Below are 17,213 nucleotides of genomic sequence, written 5' to 3'. Positions count from 1 at the left end.
CACCCGCCCGCCGACAACGGATTAGATCAAATTGTACTTCTGCATCACGGCGCGCAAGCGCTCCTGATTGGCGGAGCTCATTTCGCACAGCGGCAGTCGCACTTCAAACTGAATCTTGCCCATCCAACCCAGGCCGGTCTTGATGGGGACAGGATTGATCTCGAAGAACACCGCGTCGTTCAGCGGCAGCATGTGGTAGTGCAGCTCGCGCGCTTCTTCCCACTTGCCCTGTTGCACGAGATTGTACACATTCGCCGTCTCGCGCGGCAGCAAATTCGCCGTCGCACTCAAGAAGCCCGCGCCGCCGATGGCCAAGATCGGAAAGCACAACAATTCAATTCCCGAATAGACCAGAAAGTCCCGTCCCATCTTGTGCAACAGCCGGTTGATGTGCTCGAAATCCTTGTTCGATTCCTTCACGCCGACGACATTGGGACATTTCTCGACGACACGCGCAACCGTCTCCGGTTCGATATTCACCGCCGTGCGGCCGGGAATGTTATAGAGAATCACGGGAATGCCGACTTGCGCGGCGATGCCCGTGAAGTAGCGGTACAGCCCTTCCTGTGACGGGCGATTGTAGTACGGCGCTATCAGCAGCAGCGCAGAGGCGCCGAGCTTCTCGGCATTGCGGGAGTACTCCACGCCCTCCGCGAAGTTATTCGAGCCCGTTCCGGGCATGAAGGGCACGCGCCCGGCGATTACTTCATGGGCGACGTGATGCACGCGCATGCGTTCGGCATTCGTAAGAGAGCTCGGTTCGCCCGTCGTGCCCGTCACGGAAATCCCGTGCGCGCCGTTTTCGATTTGCCAGTTAATCAGATTCTGCAGTGCCGATTCGTCTACTTTGCCGTCACGAAACGGAGTCGGGATGGGGACAATCGAGCCGCGCAGGTGTGAAGTTTTCATCTATTTGATCAGGTGGAGACGTTGAGTGGAAGCGTATTCACCGGCGAACAGGCGCGCGTAGTAGAGGCCGCTGGCCTGGCGCGCCGCAGGCCATGTGATGCGATGTTCACCCGCGCCGATGCGCGCATCAAGCAAGCGCGCCACAAGTCGCCCCGTCACATCGTATAGCTCCAAGCGCACGTCCGCCGCCTGCGGCAGTGCAAAGGCGAGCGTCGTGGACGGATTGAACGGATTGGGATAGGCCCGGTGAAAGGCAAACTCGTGCGGCAACTCGCGGGGCGCGGCGCCGATCGGCGAAGCCTGAAGCCGCGGAGCCGCCGCCCAAAAGCCTGTATGCAGCACCTGACCGGTCGCGCTGGCGTAGCGCGCCACGGCCTGACCAAGTGTCGCGCGCAAAACAGCGCCCGTTGCCGTGGCGGCGGTCAACGCGCCATTGGCCGTGACGGACAGCGGCAGCGCCGCCGGTTGCGCATGCGCGAGCGTTGTCAGCAGAAGCAATGCGAGAAAATACTTCATCGAGACGGTTTCTCGGTTCCTTCGAGCGCGCCGTCAAGTGTCGGGATGCCGTCCAACATGTGCGCAGGATAAAACGTGGCCGTCACGTTGCCGTACCATAAGCGGTCGCCGCCGACGCCCTGCGTCGCGCGCGCATTCAAGTAGAATGTATGCTCGCCCGCCGCCGCGATCTCAAAGACCGTCTTGACATAGTGCGTGGCATCATTGTTCACATACGTCGGGAACTCGGCGGGGACGCTGTGCAAGCTGTAATAGCCGACGTTTGGTCCGCCGCTGTTCTGCGTTTCCGCATGGCAGAGCTGGATACGGTCGGCCGTACCCTGCGTGTGCGAGACTTGCAGCCAGATGCTGGATTCGCAGATCACGATCCCCGTCCCTGAACATTGCACGGCGGCGCTTAGACCTTCGTAACTTTGCCATTCGGCCGTCAGTTCCGTCGTTGCACCGGACAGATCCGTGGCCAGTCGCGGGAGTTGTGCCGTCAAACGTAAGGTGTCGCCCGCATGCACCCAGCTCAGGCCCGGCCCAGCGTCGAGCACAATATGATCCTGGAGGCCGTTCAGGCTGCGCACGGCCACGGAATCATCCACATCGCCGCTGCGCAAACTATAAGGCGAAGAGACCAGTCTGGCGCGCGGGCTAAACGTCCCCGCAGTGGACGCCGTCTCAAGCCAGTAATCCCGGTCAAAGGGCAGCGTAAGGGCACCGTTCTCCCCGAGCAGAATTTCAAAGACTCCGTTGACCGTTGTGACGGGACGGTTGACCGACCATAGGGCTGTTCCGCCGGTGGCCTCGGCATAGATCGCGAACGACATGTCATGCGTCCCGTCATGCACAGGCAGACCCTGATCATCCGTGAGAACGCCCTGGTAGCTAATCAGCTTGGGCACATCGGCCCACAACGCACATGTACATATCAGCAATGCAAAGTAAGTCCAACGAGTGACGACGCGCAAGGGGAGTTCTCCAAGTTAGCTTCCCAGCCTAAATTATACGAACAAATCCCTGAAAATGAAACCTTTAGTCGCCCTCGGATGGCACCGACACGCCTTGTTCAATAGATTATTAAATATTGAGTTATAATCCCAACGCCCGGACATTATCTTCCCGCGCCCGCTTCGAGAGGCGGTGGCATCCGCGGTGGGTATCAGGCGTCAAGAACAGGTGACATACGAAAGGTGCCCTTGGCCGCAAACGAAAGCGCCGGATGACCTGATGTCATCCGGCGCTATTCGAGATTCAGTTTGCCTTACCGATCCGTCTGATGGCCCATGAAACGTGGGAGCAGCTTGTTGTCTTCCACGTGGCACTCGGCCCGCAGATACTCCGTAAATTTCCCGAATGCATAGCTAAAGCGAGCGATGGACGGCGGGCAAGATTCCTTGCCCTTCAGTACGGCTAACTCCCGGTCGAGTTCGTCCGATAGCATCAGTAGGAAGTTGTGGTCCGCCGCGGCGTTGCGCGCGATGTCCGCGTATTCACCGACATACGCTTCCTCCGAGTCGCCACCGCGTGCGCCGCCATCTTTGCTTGATAATGGGCAACAGCAAATACTGCTCGCGGATCAGCCACGGCAGCAGCGCATTGCGCCATTCGTCGAACCGCGCCAACACCTGACTGAGTTCATCGCGATGGCTGCCTTCGCCCACGAGCATCCGATCCGCACGTCGTTCCAGTTCGCGGATGGGGCGACTACTGATTTCGCGCTGCATCTCTGCGACCTGGTTGATCACTGTGTGTGCGTCGGGTTCCTCGGCATCGCCGGCGGTCACGTCCTGGCCGATGGCTCCGGCAGACGGCGACGCGGCGTTCATTCCATCTGCGGCGACGGTCGCTCCGGCGTCCGGCGTGCCGCGAAGTTGTCGCCCGTGATCCGGTGTGCCCAGCACCGGCCGCGCGAAACCTGAGCGCAGCATACTGATAAGACCTAACATTCGTCGTCCCTCTGGTTCGCTTGCCACCCATCCCTGCCCATGCGCCAAAAATATACGGGCATTCTCACAATGTGTCAAAATCGGATATTCACATCTAAAGGTCATCTAACAAGATAGAAAAAGTCGCCTTCGCCATGATTGTCCACACCATCCACATACACCATTTTAGTGAAAACTTGAGGAGGCTTGTGTTCATGTGTCAATGTCACACAACTGACCCTCGCAAATATCTAATAAATTTATGTTTATAAATGACAACGTGCAGGCCGCACGAGACAGAGTTCGGGTGCGCTATTCAATTCCATTCTAACTAATAATCATAAATTGATCGTTATCGTGTTGCCGTGTCACAACGTTTGTGAGTCGTAGACGACGCACTGTTCCTTACTGAAAGGAATTTGGCGCCCTCCAGATAGGACTATGATCGTGCAGTTACCTCAAAAAAAAACGGGCGAGGCCACCGCGAGCCTCGCCCGATCTGCATCCGTGTACGGAAGCGACACCTGCTTGCGCCCGTACACGTTTTGACTTGAGGCTCGCGGCACGGGCCTCACTTGGGACACCCTCTGCCAAGGGCACCCGCTCCCGCTTGGGAGTTACTTGAGCAGAACCATCTTGCGGGTCTGCGTCAATCCGGCAGTCTCCAACTGATAGAGATAGACTCCTGAACCCAACTGTGAACCATCAAATTCGATGGTCTGAACCCCGGCACTGAGTGACTCATTGTCAAGCAGCATGGCGACTTCTTGCCCGATGACGTTGAAGACGCGCAGCGAGACGCGACTGGCCTGTGACAAGTCGAACTGAATCGTGGTCACCGGATTAAACGGGTTCGGGTAGTTCTGGTAGAGCGCAAAGGCCGTCGGCAGCGCCGGGCCGTCGGTCGGAACTGATGTGGTCACGAGCGGCGGCATGTCGGTCGAATCCACGTGCAATACCGGCCAGTCGTTGCGCCAGAGCGGCATGTTCGGAATCGAATCAACCGGAATCCGCTGATAATGCACGGGATTCAACGTCGGTACGCCGGTCGGGTTGTTGCCCACCGCGCCGCCAGCATCCAGATCGAGAACGTAGAACATGTGCAAGAACTTCACGCCGCCGCTCGAGGTGACTTCGGTCGCGAGTGAGGCGTCGCGTTCGTGCATGCTCTGGCCCGGCGGCATAAATTGGCCGGTATTCGTGTTCGTCACGTTGCGCGCCATCGTCCAGGCTACGCCGTCGTTCCACGACTTGGAGATCCAGATGTCCTGCATGGGCACGCCGCCTTCGGACCAGTTGGCCGAATCCGCGCGCACGAAACAGCAGTAGAGCCTCGCCGGTTTCGTCGTCAATCGCCAGATTAGGACGCTGCAGCGTGTATTGCCAATCGCCCAGATCGGTGGCCCAGTTCGTATCAAAATAGGCGGCGGTGTGCGCAAAGATCGGCGTCATGTAGCCCATGTCGCTGCCCCAATGCCAGATCTGCGATGAAAAGCGCGAGATCGTGCCTTCGAGCGAATAGTAGTGCACCGTCGTGAAGGCAATATGAATGTCGTCGTTGTTATCCAGAATCACCGACAGGTCGGTGTATGTACGGAACGTGTCCATGTCACAGATCAGCGTGTCGCCTGACGCGCAATCAAGATCGGGCGGAATGAAGTTGGTGATATTGACTTCATCGCTCCAAGTCTGGCCGCCGTTTTCCGACACGATATACACGATATCGTTATTGTACTGAGTCGGATTGTCGTTCAAGTCGTCGCGGCTTTTCGACCACGCGATGACCACGCGGTCGCTGATGCGGAGCACGCAACGTCCGGTGAAATGACCATCACGGTATCGAGCTCCAGCAGCTCCGTCGTGCCGTTAACGCCCTCCCAGACAATTTCTGATCCGAAATCGCCGTCGAACTGCGGTTCACCGCGCGAGTAGTAGATGCGCTGCGGATCACCGGCCGCGCCGGAAGCCGGATTCTCCGTTGAGACCATGTGAAGTTTACCGTGGCGATCCTCGGCGATTTTCGGCCAGATGATCTCCATTTCCGCGCCATTCTCTTCGAGATAACCGGGTTCAAAAGCCGTGTATGCTCCCGCGCGGGCGATCAGGTCAATAGACGAGGCGGAATGCGCCGTGCCGCCGGTGGTCAGCTCTTCGTGGAAACCCGGAAAGAAGAAGCCGTTGTCCAGTGAAACGCCAGTAACATAGCCCGCGCGAGTGGAGCCATCTGCCTGACCGTTGTTGATCGTGAATGATTGCGTGCCGGGATCCCACACGTTGTAGTAAACGTGGCGTTCCGATGAACTCGAATTCAAGCCGTTCGTCCAGGTGATGTGGACGAAGCCCTCGGCATCCACATCAATCATCTTACCCGTCGTTCCATTATGCTGGAAGTCATACCAGGTTGTTCCCCCGGCGTAGGCCGTGCCCACCAGTTCATCGAGCGCATCGCGCTGTGGACCATAGCGCGTCGGATCGGGGATGTTCGAAAAGTGCGGCTGTTCCGAGCCGTCCACCGGTTTGACCGCGGTCAGCGGTTTGGTCGGGGGAGGTGCGGCCAGTGCGGTGCTTACCAGCGCCAAAAGTAACAGAACGTGTAGAAACCGTGTCATTGTCAGCCTCCTGCAGCGGTTGACCCGGGGATTGTGCCCACCAAGACACATTCTGGACCCTTGCAAAGGTTGTGCTACGTGCATGAATTTTCATAAATTGATTAATTACATTCACTAAGATTTTCTTTCTTGTGGTGATGTGCGTGCATATATTGCGTGTATAGCATGGATTTCTTGCGTTGGCCTGTGCAAAAGGTGTGAGCGGTGTGTAAAAAAACGGCCTCCGGGGGAGACGGAGGCCGCATTGCGAGGCCGATTGCTCAGCCCCAACCGAGTCGCGCCGACTCGATTATTTTGCCGAAGTGGTCTTCACACCGCAAACCGTGTAAAGCGGGCACCAATTGATCATCGCCGTGAATAACGGCACAACGCCCAGGGCGCCCCACCAGTTCTTCGCCCAAATGCCCCAGCCAATCACGGCCAATCCGATTACGATGCGGATCACACGGTCCGCGCTGCCTACGTTCATCGTCATTTCTGTTCCTCCTGTGGATTTACCCAAATACAAAAGCGGCTGAGTACATTGTACTCAGCCGCCACCGATTTTACCGTGACCAAATCACATTTCATTGAGATTGGCCCGCGTATATGCGCAGCATATTCTCGTTGGTCATCCGCACCTGACCCCGCGACAGCTCCACGGCGCCCGACCGCTCAAACTCCTTCAGCAGCCGACTGACCACCTCGCGCGCCGAGCCCAATTCATCGGCAATCTGCTCGTGAGTGATATTCAGACTCGGTGTGAACACGCCGCCGCCCGCAAAGCGCTGCAGCAGGAACGACGCAATGCGCCGATCCATCCGCGTGAACGTCAGGTCCTCGATCAATCCGAACAGATGCACCATCCGCTGATGCATCATCTGCTGATAGTGCGACCGCATCTCGGGGAATTTATCAATCCAACCGAGCATTCGCTGCGGCGGGTAACCGACAAATTCCAGCGGCCCCGTCGGCAAGACATCCGCACTTGCGGGATAGGAACAGCCGTTCACCGTACACGACATCGTCATCACGCAGCTTTGACCGGCGCCGACGTGATAGAGGGTGACTTCGCGGCGGGCACCATTGTGCTTAAACACCCGCACGCCGCCCGACCCGATGAAGGGCACCACCTGACAGGCGTCCCCTTCGTTAAAAACCCGCGCTCCGCTCTCCAACCGCATCACTTGCCCGTGCTCGAGCATGGCCTCCCGCAAGTCACGAGGTGCGGTAGTGAAGACCTCGAACTGCGAGAGAATGTTGAGCCGTTCCATCGGCTTCTCCTTTGAGTTGTCTACATGGATGCAGAAACATTACAACAACTCTCCCGCAAACGCTCTCAAGAGCCGCTCGTTCACCATGCGCACGCGCCCGCGGCCCAGCTCCAGCGCGCCCGCCCGTTCAAACTCTTTCAGTAATCTGCTGACCACTTCACGCGCCGTGCCCAGTTCATCGGCAATCTGCTCGTGCGTGACGTGGATACTGCGCAGATACGTCCCTTCGCCCGTGAACTTGTCGAGCAGAAAGTGCGCAATGCGCTCGTCCATCTTGCCAAACGTTATCTCTTCGATCAGCGCCATCATGTCCGCGATGCGCTGGCTCATCAGCCCAAATACGTAGTCCCGAACCACCGGTTCGCCATGCACCCAGCGATGAAAGTGCTGGGGCGGCAACAGGGCCGCTTCAACGGCGTGCTCCGACTCAACGATGGCCGTCGCCGGATAGCGTTTGCCCGTCAGTACGCACGAGGCCGTCAGGATGCAGCTCTCAGACTGCCGCACATGGTAGAGCGTGATTTCCCGACCCGTGTCGTGCCGTTTGAAGACGCGAATGCTGCCATCCCCCACAAACGCCACCCGCTCACAGACCTCGCCTTCCCGGTAGACCTCCGTGCCGCCATCCAACGTCACAACCCGCGCATGCGAGAGAATCTCCGCTTGCAGCGTGTCGTGGGCGTTTTGATAAAACTCAAACTGTGAGAGGATCTCGTGTGCGTCCATGTACCCTAAGGCTTACGCCGCTTCGACCACCAGCGCGTCAGCCGGTCTCCGAGCTCGGCTTCCCGCCCTTGATTCGAAGGTTCGTAAAACTGTGTGCCGCGATGCTCCGCCGGCAAATTCTCAATCTCGACAAAATGACCGGGTTGATCATGAGGGTAAACGTAGCCTTGACCGTAGCCCTCCCGCTTCATGAGTCCGGTAACCGGATTACGCAGATGCATCGGCACCGCCGCCGGCGCCTGTTCCGCGCGCACCACTTCCAGCGCCTTGTCAATCGCCACGTAGGCCGCATTGGACTTCGGCGAACAGGCGAGATAGGTCGTGCATTGGGACAGGACGATCCGCGCTTCGGGCATCCCAATGGCATGCACCGCCGAATAGCAAGAGGCTGCCAGCACCAACCCGTTAGGATTGGCATTCCCAATGTCCTCGCTCGCTAAGATAATCAATCTTCGCGCGATAAACAACGGGTCCTCGCCCGCCGCCAGCATCCGCGCCAGATAATAAAGCGCCGCATCCGGGTCGCTGGCCCGGACAGACTTGATAAAGGCCGAGATTGTGTCGTAGTGCTGATCCCCGGCCTTGTCATAGCGGGGAAGTCGGCGCAGCACCGCTGTTTCGACCAGCGCTCGGTCAATTACCCGGCCGCCATCCCGGACAGGGGCAATCTGGGCGGCCAGTTCGAGGGCATTATAGAGGGCCCGGGCATCGCCACCCGAGAGGGTCAACAGGGCATCTACGGCGTCATCGGCAACCGTCACCCGCTGACTCAGCAGCTCGGAATCCGTGGCCAACGCCCGTCGCAGGAGGTCCCGAAGCTGGTCGGCGCCTAACGACTCAAGCCGCAGCACCCGCGCCCGCGAGAGCAGGGGTGAAATGACCTCAAACGAGGGATTCTCCGTCGTCGCGCCCAGCAGCGTCACCGTGCCGTCCTCGACCGCATGCAGCAAGGCGTCCTGCTGAGACTTTGACCAACGGTGGATTTCATCCACAAACAGCAAGGTCCGCTGTCCGGCCTTGCGGCGCAGGCTGGCCGCCTCAAGCTGCTTCCGAAGCTCGGGAACACCGGTCGCCACGGCCGAGATTGGGACAAAGATATAGTCGAGCGTTGTGGCCAGAATCCGCGCCAGCGTTGTCTTGCCCGTACCCGGTTCACCCCAGAGGATTAGACTGGGAATCGAACCGCTCGCAATCAACCGCGTCAGCAACGCATCGGGGCCGAGCAGGTGTTCTTGCCCGACATATCCGCCCAGATTGGACGGTCGCATGCGTTCGGCTAAGGGCGGAAGATGTTCGTTCATTCTTCGGTTATGAAGACCGGTTCAGGACCGGCAAATCAACTTGGGCATTGCTCAGGCCAAACTTGCGCTTTACCTTTGCCAAGGCGAGGTCCGGCTCGCGGCGCAGCAGCCAGTAGCCGCGCCGGGCCAGCGATCTCTTCTCGTTGACCGGGTTGGCGTTCAAGTCGCACGACGTGGCACAATCACGAAAGTCGTTACGCAACATTCGACCGCGGAATAGTGCGGCGGCGCGGCTGCTCCAGACTTCACGCAGACTACTCTTCATAAGATCACCAAAGGGATACCAGCTCTTGCAGCAGGGGCGCACGATACCGCGATAACCGACGATCATGGCATCGAATCCGACAGGGCAAGCACCTGTTGGGCGAGCCATTTCCTGCCACGAACGCACGGGCGCGACACGGTGGCGGACGGCGTAACTGCGGTCGAAATCTGTCAGACAGAGGACCTTGCCTTGCGATAGAAAGGCATCTTCCCACTCGCCATTCCACATCAGGCCGTTCGTTACCGTGTCCAATGTGACGTGCGGAAAATCGCGTGTGATAATCCGCACTAGTTCCAGGCAATTGGGAAGCACCGTCGGCTCGCCCCCCTGCATCGTGATACTTTCTATCACCGCATAGGCATCGAGCAACTTCTCTTTCCAGACGATATCATCCAGTTTGTCCTTGGGTGAAAAACTCGTCTGGTAGCACATTGAACAGCGCACATTGCATTGCTGTCCCATCTCCAAATGGAGATGCCGCAGGTATTCGAGCGGCCAGTGCTGAAGCATGTCTGGCGTAATCGAGTTCAGGTTCAAGGCTGGAAGCGGCTTCATACGACACCCTTTCTGCGTTAAGCCATTCCGCCACTGGTAATTTGCTTTTAGCTCTCGCCGCGCTCCGCGTAGGCTTTCTTGATCATAGCGTCGAGATACTGCTCCGGGCTGGCCAAGACTTCGGGAGTCACTTCAAGGCTCTGACGGCCCGCGAGCTTCATGCCGTATTCGTAATTCGTAAACATCTGCTGGAGGCGATAGACGATTTGCACGGGCTCGCGATCCATCTGCTCACGAATCCACTGCTGCGACGCCGCCGGGATCTCCAGAATCAAACCGTGTTTCTCAAGGAAGCCGCGCTGGAACGTGTTGATGGCGTCAGTGATCAGCAGGTCTTCGGCCACGCGCACGGGATCGTTCAGCAGGTCATTTGTCACCGTCAGCTTGCGAATGGTTGAGGCGGGCAGCAGCTTTTCGAACTTGATCAGCGCGCGCTCGACAATCGAAGTCAAGCCGCGTGCTCCGATCCCCAGCGAGTGCGCCCGGCGCGCAATTTCGCGCAGGGACTCATCCGTGAAATCGAGTTCGATTCCGTAGGCCGCGAAGTCGCGCTTCTTACCCTGAATCACCGCCGAGTGCGCATTGCGCAAGACGTCATAGAGCGCGCCCTCATCAAGCTCCGTCAACTGCGCCACAACTGGCAAGCGGCCCACAAATTCTGATTCAAAACCATATTGAATCAAGTCCGTCGTCGTGATGCGCTTGAACAGTTCCTCGTCCTGCGCGGGAATCTCCTCCGAACGCACAAAGCCCATTGTGCCTTTGCTCAAACGCTTGCGGATGATATCCGGCAGCCCGGCGAACGCGCCCGACATGATGAACAGCATGTTGCGCGTCGAAACTTTCTTGCGCACGGCCTTGCCGCGGCGCTGCGTCTCCATCACGGCTTCCATCTGGCTGGCCAAATCGTGCGGAGTCCGCAGGTCAACATCGGTGTCTTCCATCAGTTTCAACAGCGCGCGCTGCACACCCGTGCGCGACACGTCGGGTCCCCAACTGCTGCCGGAGCCCGCGATCTTGTCAATTTCGTCTATGTAGATAATGCCGTATTCGGCCAGCGAAATATCACCGCCCGCTTCCCGCACGAGATCCCGTACCAGATCATCCACATCGCCGCCAACGTATCCGGTCTCGGAGAACTTCGTCGCATCACCCTTGACAAACGGCACACCGATCTTGTCCGCGATCAGTTTGACGATATAGGTCTTACCAACGCCTGTTGGGCCGATCATCAAGATGTTCGACTTGATCCGCCCCACGGACGGCTCGCTCGACGGATTCTCAGCTTCCCATTTGCGCCGATGAAAGTGCGTGCAGATCTTGGTGGCCAGGATTTCCACGGCGTCGCTCTGATGCACGACATATTGCTTCAAATAGGCCTCGAGTTCTGTGGGGCGCAGTTTGAAATCAATTCCGTCGAGCCCCGGACCGTGGGACTTGCTTTCCGTCCCGTCGTGCGGTGCGCCCAGATCGTAATCGGCGACCGCAACGTTGTCCCCGTAGCGTTCGCGCAGGAATTCGCCGACTTCTTCGCGAATCTTCTCAGGATTTGGAGGAGTATTAGACATGCTTTCCTTAATTCTGTGGGCCGGGAGGACTACCCTATCCGGCAGTGTCCCCGTTGTACCCAGTCGCCGAGGGCAGGGTTCCGCCAACTCCCGAAAATATAAGCATCCGCCCGGCAACTTGCGAGGCACCGGCGAGGGGTTTTGCCGCTTGCACCTCATTGGCCGCTTTCGTATCTTCTTAAATCTATGCAAAAACAGCATCTGCACGCACTGCTACTGGTTTGGGGAGCATTGATGCTGGGCGGCTGCGGTGAACCAAAATTCGCGCCGCTCAACCCGTATTTGCAGGCAAAACAGCCATTAGAATTCGCTATCCCGGACTCGTCATTCCTACCGCTGCTCATTCGCGGTTGGGAGGTTGGCCCAGTCAGGACTCTGGCCGGCACTCCCCTGCCGCTAAACCTAACAACGCCTGATCCGCTCCAAGTGCGAGTGGCCTGGTACATTGCAGGAACGCAGGAGCCGCTACAGTTTAGCCAGCGCGTGCAGTCGGTCGGCAGCGTAAGCGTCTCCAACGCCGCGCTTGGGCTCACGAGTCGCATTGAATTTTCTGAAGACGGGCATCGCGTGACTTTCCGGCTGGAGGGGGAAGCGGCCAGTCTGATCGAGGCGAAGCTGACCGTTGATCTGGGCGATGCGCAGCTGCGTGGGCTGGCCGCGATGCAGGAATTCTGGCAGCCGGAACGCCGTGGCATGGCGCTCCACCTCCCCTGGCAAGGTCAATGGCACGTGGAGGCGGCAGGGGAAATTGCCCCGTTGCCAGCCGACGGACCGTTCCGCTCGGCCATGATTCGCTTTGACGACGCCGACAAGCGGGTAGTGACACTCGATTGGAGCGAATCGAAAGATGATGGCCGGGATCGCGGACTGGATATACTCACCGAGTCGTTCTACGCCAACCGAGCCCTCGCGCTGCTGATCAGTTCGATACCGCCGGTGACGCCCGGCCCGTCTATGCAACCGTACACTCGCGAGGAAACTGCCGATCGGACACAGGCAGTGTGGCTTGTGCACGCTGATTTTGCTCCGGGATACCTAACCGATCTCGAAGCCGAGCAGGCGCGCATCGAGTTCCTCACCTATGGGCTCAATGCCTATCGCACTCTGTTCAAGTGGGGCTGTCTGCCGGACTCGGCTTTCACCGCCGCCAAGCTGCTGTTCTACGAAGGCATGGCCCAGCTCGATGCTTCTTCGCGGTCCATTGAATTGGGCACCACGCTCGAAGAGCGCTTCCGCGAGGCGACCCTGTGGACTTTCGCAGAAGAGAATCTCGCGGCGGACTATCCCGATGTGCGGAACCGTTACGCGAAACAGGCGCACGAGGCCCGCGACGACGCGCAAGACGAATTGAAGCGGCGCGTCAGAGTCTGGCGCAAAACGCAGGAGTTCCTCAAAGACACGACTCTGGTTGCCGAGCAGTATATCGGAGAAGAGCCCGACCCCGACGGCTATTCTCGGCGACAGCGCGTACCCAAAGAGCCCTTTGTCGCGCCGGATACGCTGGCGCTCTTGCATATCGTCAGCCGGGCCAGCGTCGGTTGGTTCGAGACGGTAGATAAGAAGTGGTTCGAGCTGACCGATTTAGCGTGGCCGATTGAGTTGGCCGTCGCACGCTATCAGTTTGACCGGAGTATACGATTGCGCGAGTCGGCGCACTGGGAACGAGCCGAGGCCGCGCTGCTCAATCCAGAGCATCCCGGGCGGTTGCTTGAGTCGGATTTTGGCGCACCCGCCGTTGCCTCAGCCTGCGCGGAAGTCGAGTTTGTCGTACACAGCTACCTCGGTATTCAACCGCATTGGCGCGGCGGCAAAATTACATTTCATCCGCGGCTGCCGGAAGGCTGGGGCCGCACCCGCGCACGCGTGCCGTTCGGAAACGGTGAACTCTATGTAGACTACGATTTCGCCAACAGGCAGGCGTGGATCGCCGCGAACGGCTTAACCCGAGAGTTTATCTGTTCCATTTACATGCCCACTCCCACCGGCGCGCTGTCGCAGCAGTTTAAGCTCGAACCGGGAGATGGACCCGTCCGCGTGACCCTGATCGAAGAACCTGCCAGTGTATTCAAATTGCGTTTTGAAAACGCCAGCCTTCCGGAATGAACTCTAACGAACTTGCGCTCGGTATTGATATCGGCGGCACCAATCTGAAAGTCGGCTTGGTCAGCGCCGACGGTGAACTGCTCGACAAGGAAACGACGCCCACACCCAAGCCGCGCGAGTTGCGTGAGGTGGTCGCCGCACTTGCCGAAACGGTGCGCGCCCTGTGTGACAAGCACGGCGTGACACCACTGGGAGCCGGCATCGGCGCTCCCGGTGTTGTGGATGAAACGATGCATACGGTGTTGTGGGCCCCCAACTTCAAGGATTGGATCGGCGAACCGATTCGCGACGCCATTGCGGCCGCAATCAACCTGCCCGTCGTTATGGATAACGACGTCAACAACTTTGCCGTCGGCGAGCATCGCTGGGGGGCCGCACGCAACTTCAAGCACTTCGTCGCCTGCGCCGTCGGAACCGGCCTGGGTGGAGCCGTGTTCATTGACGGCAAACTCTATCGCGGTGCGCGCGGAGCCGCGGGTGAAATGGGCTTTACGATTATTTCTCCCGACGGTCCGGCGGTTTTAGATCGTCATGGCGTCGTCGAGGCGTATGTCGGCCGCGCGGCTTTCGACCGGTTGGTGGACGAACGCTATAAGAGCGGAGAATTCCCGACGCCGCGCCGCATCACCGAACTGGCCGCGCAAGGCGAGCCACGCGCCAAGGAGATTCACGATATCCTGGCGCGTCAACTGGCCGAGGCCGCGGCAAGCTGGCTGCATGTGCTGAATCCTGAGGCCATCGTCATCGGCGGCGGCACGACGCATCAAGCCGCCTATTTCTTTGAACGATTCGAAGCACATTTGCGGCAGCGTGCACTGCCGCCGCATACCGAAAAGCTGCACATCCTGCCCGGACAGCTCGGCTACTACGCCGGCATGCTCGGAGCCGCCGCACTCTGGTTCGAACAGTCTGTCTAAGTCTGGAGGTCTTCCATGCTTCGTCTGCTGCTGTGCACTCTCGCGCTGTCCCTCACGTTTTCAGCCTGCGACAAGAAGGACGAGCCCGAAGACACGTTCCCGGTTTGGATTCTCAACGTCACCGTGCGCGACGGCCAGTTCCCCAACCGCGAGCTGCCGGAATGCGCGCGCGTCATTTGGAACTACTCAGGTGAATTTGACACGCACGAAACCGGTTGCCGCAACAGCAATCACTTCGTCAAAGTATGGGAGAAGATCGAGGAGGACGTGCGCATCTTCTACCATGTCGAGTGCACAGGCTACTCCTCATCGGCCGAGTCGTTCGCCGATTTCAACTACGCTCTGATTGACACCATGGAAAACCGTGACGGCGCCGAGATCATTCAAAATGTCACCGTCACCATCTACCCCGAATAGTACTTGTCCGCCTAACCCATAGCCAAACATCCCCTGCACGTGTCCAAAGTTTATCTCTGTTTAGAACTGCACAATCACCAGCCCATCGGCAATTTCGACCGGGTGATGCGCGAAGCGTACGAGAAGAGCTACAAGCCGTTTCTCAAGACGCTGCTCGAATTTCCGCGCATTCGCCTGAGCCTGCACACGTCCGGCTGCCTGCTTGAATGGTGCGAATCTCACCTGCCCGAATATCTTGACCTTGTCGGCGAGCTGCATAGCCGCGGACAGATTGAATTGATCGGCGGCGCATTTTATGAACCCGTCCTCGCCGCGATTCCGCACGACGATGCCATCGAGCACTTTCAGCGAATGAACGACTATCTCCGCCGCCGGTTCGGCGCGCGCCCACGCGGCGCGTGGCTGCCCGAGCGCGTCTGGGAGCCGGGATTCGCGGCGCTATTGGTCGAGGCCGGCGTCGAGTACATCTCGATGGACGATGATCTCTTCTTGGCCGCCGGACACATGCCCGAAGAGCTGAACGGGTACTTCATGACGGAATCGCATAACGGACCGCTCGCCATGTTTCCCAATCATCTGGCGCTCCGCTACGCGATCCCATTCAAAGAACCCGAAGCGACCTTCGACTACATTCTGACGCATGCCGACGCGCGGCCCAATTCGCTCTACCTGATGGGTGACGACGGCGAAAAGTTCGGACTATGGCCGCGAACGTACAAACCGATCTACGAAGACGGATGGCTGCGGCGCTTCTTCTCGATGCTGATGGAGCACGAGCACGACGTCGAGCTTCTGACCATGGCCGAGGCGCGAGACCGCATCCCGCCGAAGGGCCGCACCTATCTGCCGACCGGTTCGTATTTCGAAATGGGCGAGTGGACGCTGCCGACGGCGGCACGCCGGCGCTTTGAAAGTCTCGTGCACGAACTCAAAGAACGCGAGGACTGGCCCAAAATCCGCCCGTTCATCAAGGGCGGCTTCTGGCGCGGCTTCCTTGCCAAGTATAACGAAGTAAATTATCTCCAGAAGAAGATGCTGCGCGTGTCGCGCAAGTATCACTCGCTCTCGTCACGCAAGACCGATTCGCAGTATCATACACCGGTCCTGCGCGGTCAGTGCAACTGCCCGTACTGGCATGGCGTGTTCGGCGGACTTTACTTGCCGCACCTGCGGCACGCCGTGTGGAAAGAACTGATTCAGGGCGAATACGCGCTCGACAATCTCCTGCATCGCGGGCGCAAGTGGGTAGACATTGACCACGTGGACCATGACGCGGACGGCCGCCGTGAGCTGTTGATTGAAAACGCCGCGATGAACGTCTATCTCGCGCCATGCGAAGGCGGTACAATATTTGAATGGGACCTTCGTGCGCGAGGGTATAACCTGCTGAACACGCTGACTCGGCAGGTTGAGCCTTACCACATGGATGTCGCCCGCGCCACCGTGAGCAAGCCGGACGAGGAGCACGATACCGCCGAGTCTATTCACGACCTGATCCTCAAGAAGGAAGAGGGTTTGGAGAATTTGGTCACCGTGGACAAGTGGCCGCGCCGCGCTCTGCTCGATCACTTCTTCGGCTTCGACAGCACGATTGCACAGTTCCGCGCCGGAACGCTCGACGACTACGGCGATTTCCTGAAGGGTGAATATGAATTGGCGGAGATGTTTCCAGACGGCGCAAAGCTCGTGCGCGACGGCAAGCTCGGCACATTGCCCGTCCGGATCGCCAAAACGGTGCGGGTCACGCCCAGCCGTGCGACGATGACCGTGGACTACGAAGTAAGCAATCTCTCAGGCCAGGAGCTGTTCGGACCGTTCGGCGTCGAATGGAATTTTGCGTTGATGGCTCCGAACTCCGGTCAGCACCATTTCTCGATTCCCGGCACCGACGTTGTGAAACGGCCGCTCCGTGAATCCGCCGAAACTCCCGGCGTCACGCTCGTGCAATTGGCTGACGAACATGAAGGCGTGCGCGTCAAGCTCGAGAGCAGCGTGGCGGCCAAACTGTGGCGCGTCCCCGTCGAGAGCGTGTCGCTGTCCGAAGGCGGCTTCGAACGCGTCTTCCAGTCCATTGCGTTAATGTTCTCGTGGGAACTGCGGCTTGCGCCCGGCGACGTCTGGCGCATGAGCTTCACCGCGGAGCTGGCTGACTGCTAATCAC

At 58.8% G+C, this 17,213-nt stretch carries 18 protein-coding genes; 4 read left to right on the top strand and 14 right to left on the bottom strand.

The genetic code is table 11. The annotated features are described in order from the left end of the window. Positions 1 to 21: 21 nt before the first annotated feature. The 14 genes from IPH10_05360 to IPH10_05295 form a co-directional block, all read right to left on the bottom strand. Positions 22 to 909: a 4-hydroxy-tetrahydrodipicolinate synthase gene (locus IPH10_05360; GenBank protein MBK6910348.1), complete on the bottom strand. Its 888-nt coding sequence runs from the start codon at positions 907 to 909 to the stop codon at positions 22 to 24. Then, positions 910 to 1,425, bottom strand: coding sequence for a T9SS type A sorting domain-containing protein (locus IPH10_05355; GenBank protein MBK6910347.1), 516 nt, complete (start codon positions 1,423 to 1,425; stop codon positions 910 to 912). Beyond that, positions 1,422 to 2,315 (bottom strand): hypothetical protein, encoded by an 894-nt coding sequence (locus IPH10_05350; protein ID MBK6910346.1) that lies wholly within the window; start codon positions 2,313 to 2,315, stop codon positions 1,422 to 1,424. Before IPH10_05350 ends, IPH10_05355 begins: the two co-directional genes overlap by 4 nt. A gap of 359 nt (positions 2,316 to 2,674) precedes the next feature. Beyond that, complete coding sequence (locus tag IPH10_05345; GenBank protein ID MBK6910345.1) at positions 2,675 to 2,854, bottom strand: hypothetical protein; 180 nt, start codon at positions 2,852 to 2,854, stop codon at positions 2,675 to 2,677. Positions 2,855 to 2,903: 49 nt separating this feature from the next. Next, positions 2,904 to 3,359 (bottom strand): hypothetical protein, encoded by a 456-nt coding sequence (locus tag IPH10_05340; GenBank protein MBK6910344.1) that lies wholly within the window; start codon positions 3,357 to 3,359, stop codon positions 2,904 to 2,906. Positions 3,360 to 3,955: 596 nt separating this feature from the next. Beyond that, entirely contained in the window at positions 3,956 to 4,438 is a 483-nt protein-coding gene (locus IPH10_05335) for a T9SS type A sorting domain-containing protein (protein ID MBK6910343.1), read from the bottom strand. Further along, positions 4,338 to 5,147 (bottom strand): exo-alpha-sialidase, encoded by an 810-nt coding sequence (locus IPH10_05330; GenBank protein MBK6910342.1) that lies wholly within the window; start codon positions 5,145 to 5,147, stop codon positions 4,338 to 4,340. Before IPH10_05330 ends, IPH10_05335 begins: the two co-directional genes overlap by 101 nt. After that, complete coding sequence (locus IPH10_05325) at positions 5,090 to 5,947, bottom strand: hypothetical protein (GenBank protein MBK6910341.1); 858 nt, start codon at positions 5,945 to 5,947, stop codon at positions 5,090 to 5,092. Before IPH10_05325 ends, IPH10_05330 begins: the two co-directional genes overlap by 58 nt. A 289-nt stretch (positions 5,948 to 6,236) precedes the next feature. Then, entirely contained in the window at positions 6,237 to 6,422 is a 186-nt protein-coding gene (locus tag IPH10_05320) for a DUF2892 domain-containing protein (protein ID MBK6910340.1), read from the bottom strand. A gap of 91 nt (positions 6,423 to 6,513) precedes the next feature. Next, entirely contained in the window at positions 6,514 to 7,200 is a 687-nt protein-coding gene (locus IPH10_05315) for a Crp/Fnr family transcriptional regulator (GenBank protein ID MBK6910339.1), read from the bottom strand. A 39-nt stretch (positions 7,201 to 7,239) separates the two neighbouring features. Beyond that, positions 7,240 to 7,926 (bottom strand): Crp/Fnr family transcriptional regulator, encoded by a 687-nt coding sequence (locus tag IPH10_05310; protein ID MBK6910338.1) that lies wholly within the window; start codon positions 7,924 to 7,926, stop codon positions 7,240 to 7,242. 5 nt (positions 7,927 to 7,931) lie between these two features. Then, the gene (locus tag IPH10_05305) at positions 7,932 to 9,227 is read right to left on the bottom strand and encodes a replication-associated recombination protein A (protein ID MBK6910337.1); all 1,296 of its coding nucleotides are present in this window, start codon (positions 9,225 to 9,227) and stop codon (positions 7,932 to 7,934) included. 7 nt (positions 9,228 to 9,234) lie between these two features. Then, positions 9,235 to 10,047 (bottom strand): radical SAM/SPASM domain-containing protein, encoded by an 813-nt coding sequence (locus IPH10_05300; GenBank protein MBK6910336.1) that lies wholly within the window; start codon positions 10,045 to 10,047, stop codon positions 9,235 to 9,237. A gap of 47 nt (positions 10,048 to 10,094) precedes the next feature. Beyond that, positions 10,095 to 11,615 (bottom strand): AAA family ATPase, encoded by a 1,521-nt coding sequence (locus IPH10_05295; protein MBK6910335.1) that lies wholly within the window; start codon positions 11,613 to 11,615, stop codon positions 10,095 to 10,097. A 186-nt stretch (positions 11,616 to 11,801) separates the two neighbouring features. On the opposite strand from IPH10_05295, the gene IPH10_05290 reads away from it, so the two are divergent. Genes IPH10_05290 through IPH10_05275 form a run of 4 tightly spaced genes read left to right on the top strand, consistent with a single transcriptional unit; the run spans position 11,802 to position 17,209 of the window. Beyond that, positions 11,802 to 13,718 (top strand): hypothetical protein, encoded by a 1,917-nt coding sequence (locus IPH10_05290; GenBank protein MBK6910334.1) that lies wholly within the window; start codon positions 11,802 to 11,804, stop codon positions 13,716 to 13,718. Then, positions 13,715 to 14,635 carry an ROK family protein gene (locus tag IPH10_05285; GenBank protein ID MBK6910333.1) on the top strand — a complete coding sequence of 307 codons (921 nt, stop codon included), beginning with the start codon at positions 13,715 to 13,717 and terminating at the stop codon, positions 14,633 to 14,635. Before IPH10_05290 ends, IPH10_05285 begins: the two co-directional genes overlap by 4 nt. 15 nt (positions 14,636 to 14,650) lie before the next feature. Beyond that, positions 14,651 to 15,052, top strand: a complete 402-nt coding sequence (locus IPH10_05280) for a hypothetical protein (GenBank protein MBK6910332.1) — start codon at positions 14,651 to 14,653, stop codon at positions 15,050 to 15,052. A gap of 39 nt (positions 15,053 to 15,091) precedes the next feature. Then, positions 15,092 to 17,209, top strand: coding sequence for a DUF1926 domain-containing protein (locus tag IPH10_05275; protein ID MBK6910331.1), 2,118 nt, complete (start codon positions 15,092 to 15,094; stop codon positions 17,207 to 17,209). Positions 17,210 to 17,213: the final 4 nt, after the last annotated feature.

The organism is bacterium, from assembly GCA_016702305.1.
In the GTDB taxonomy this organism is placed as follows: Bacteria; Electryoneota; RPQS01; order RPQS01; family RPQS01; genus JABWCQ01.
Note: the sequence above shows the minus strand (reverse complement) of the source record. Positions and strands in the feature narration are given on the sequence as shown.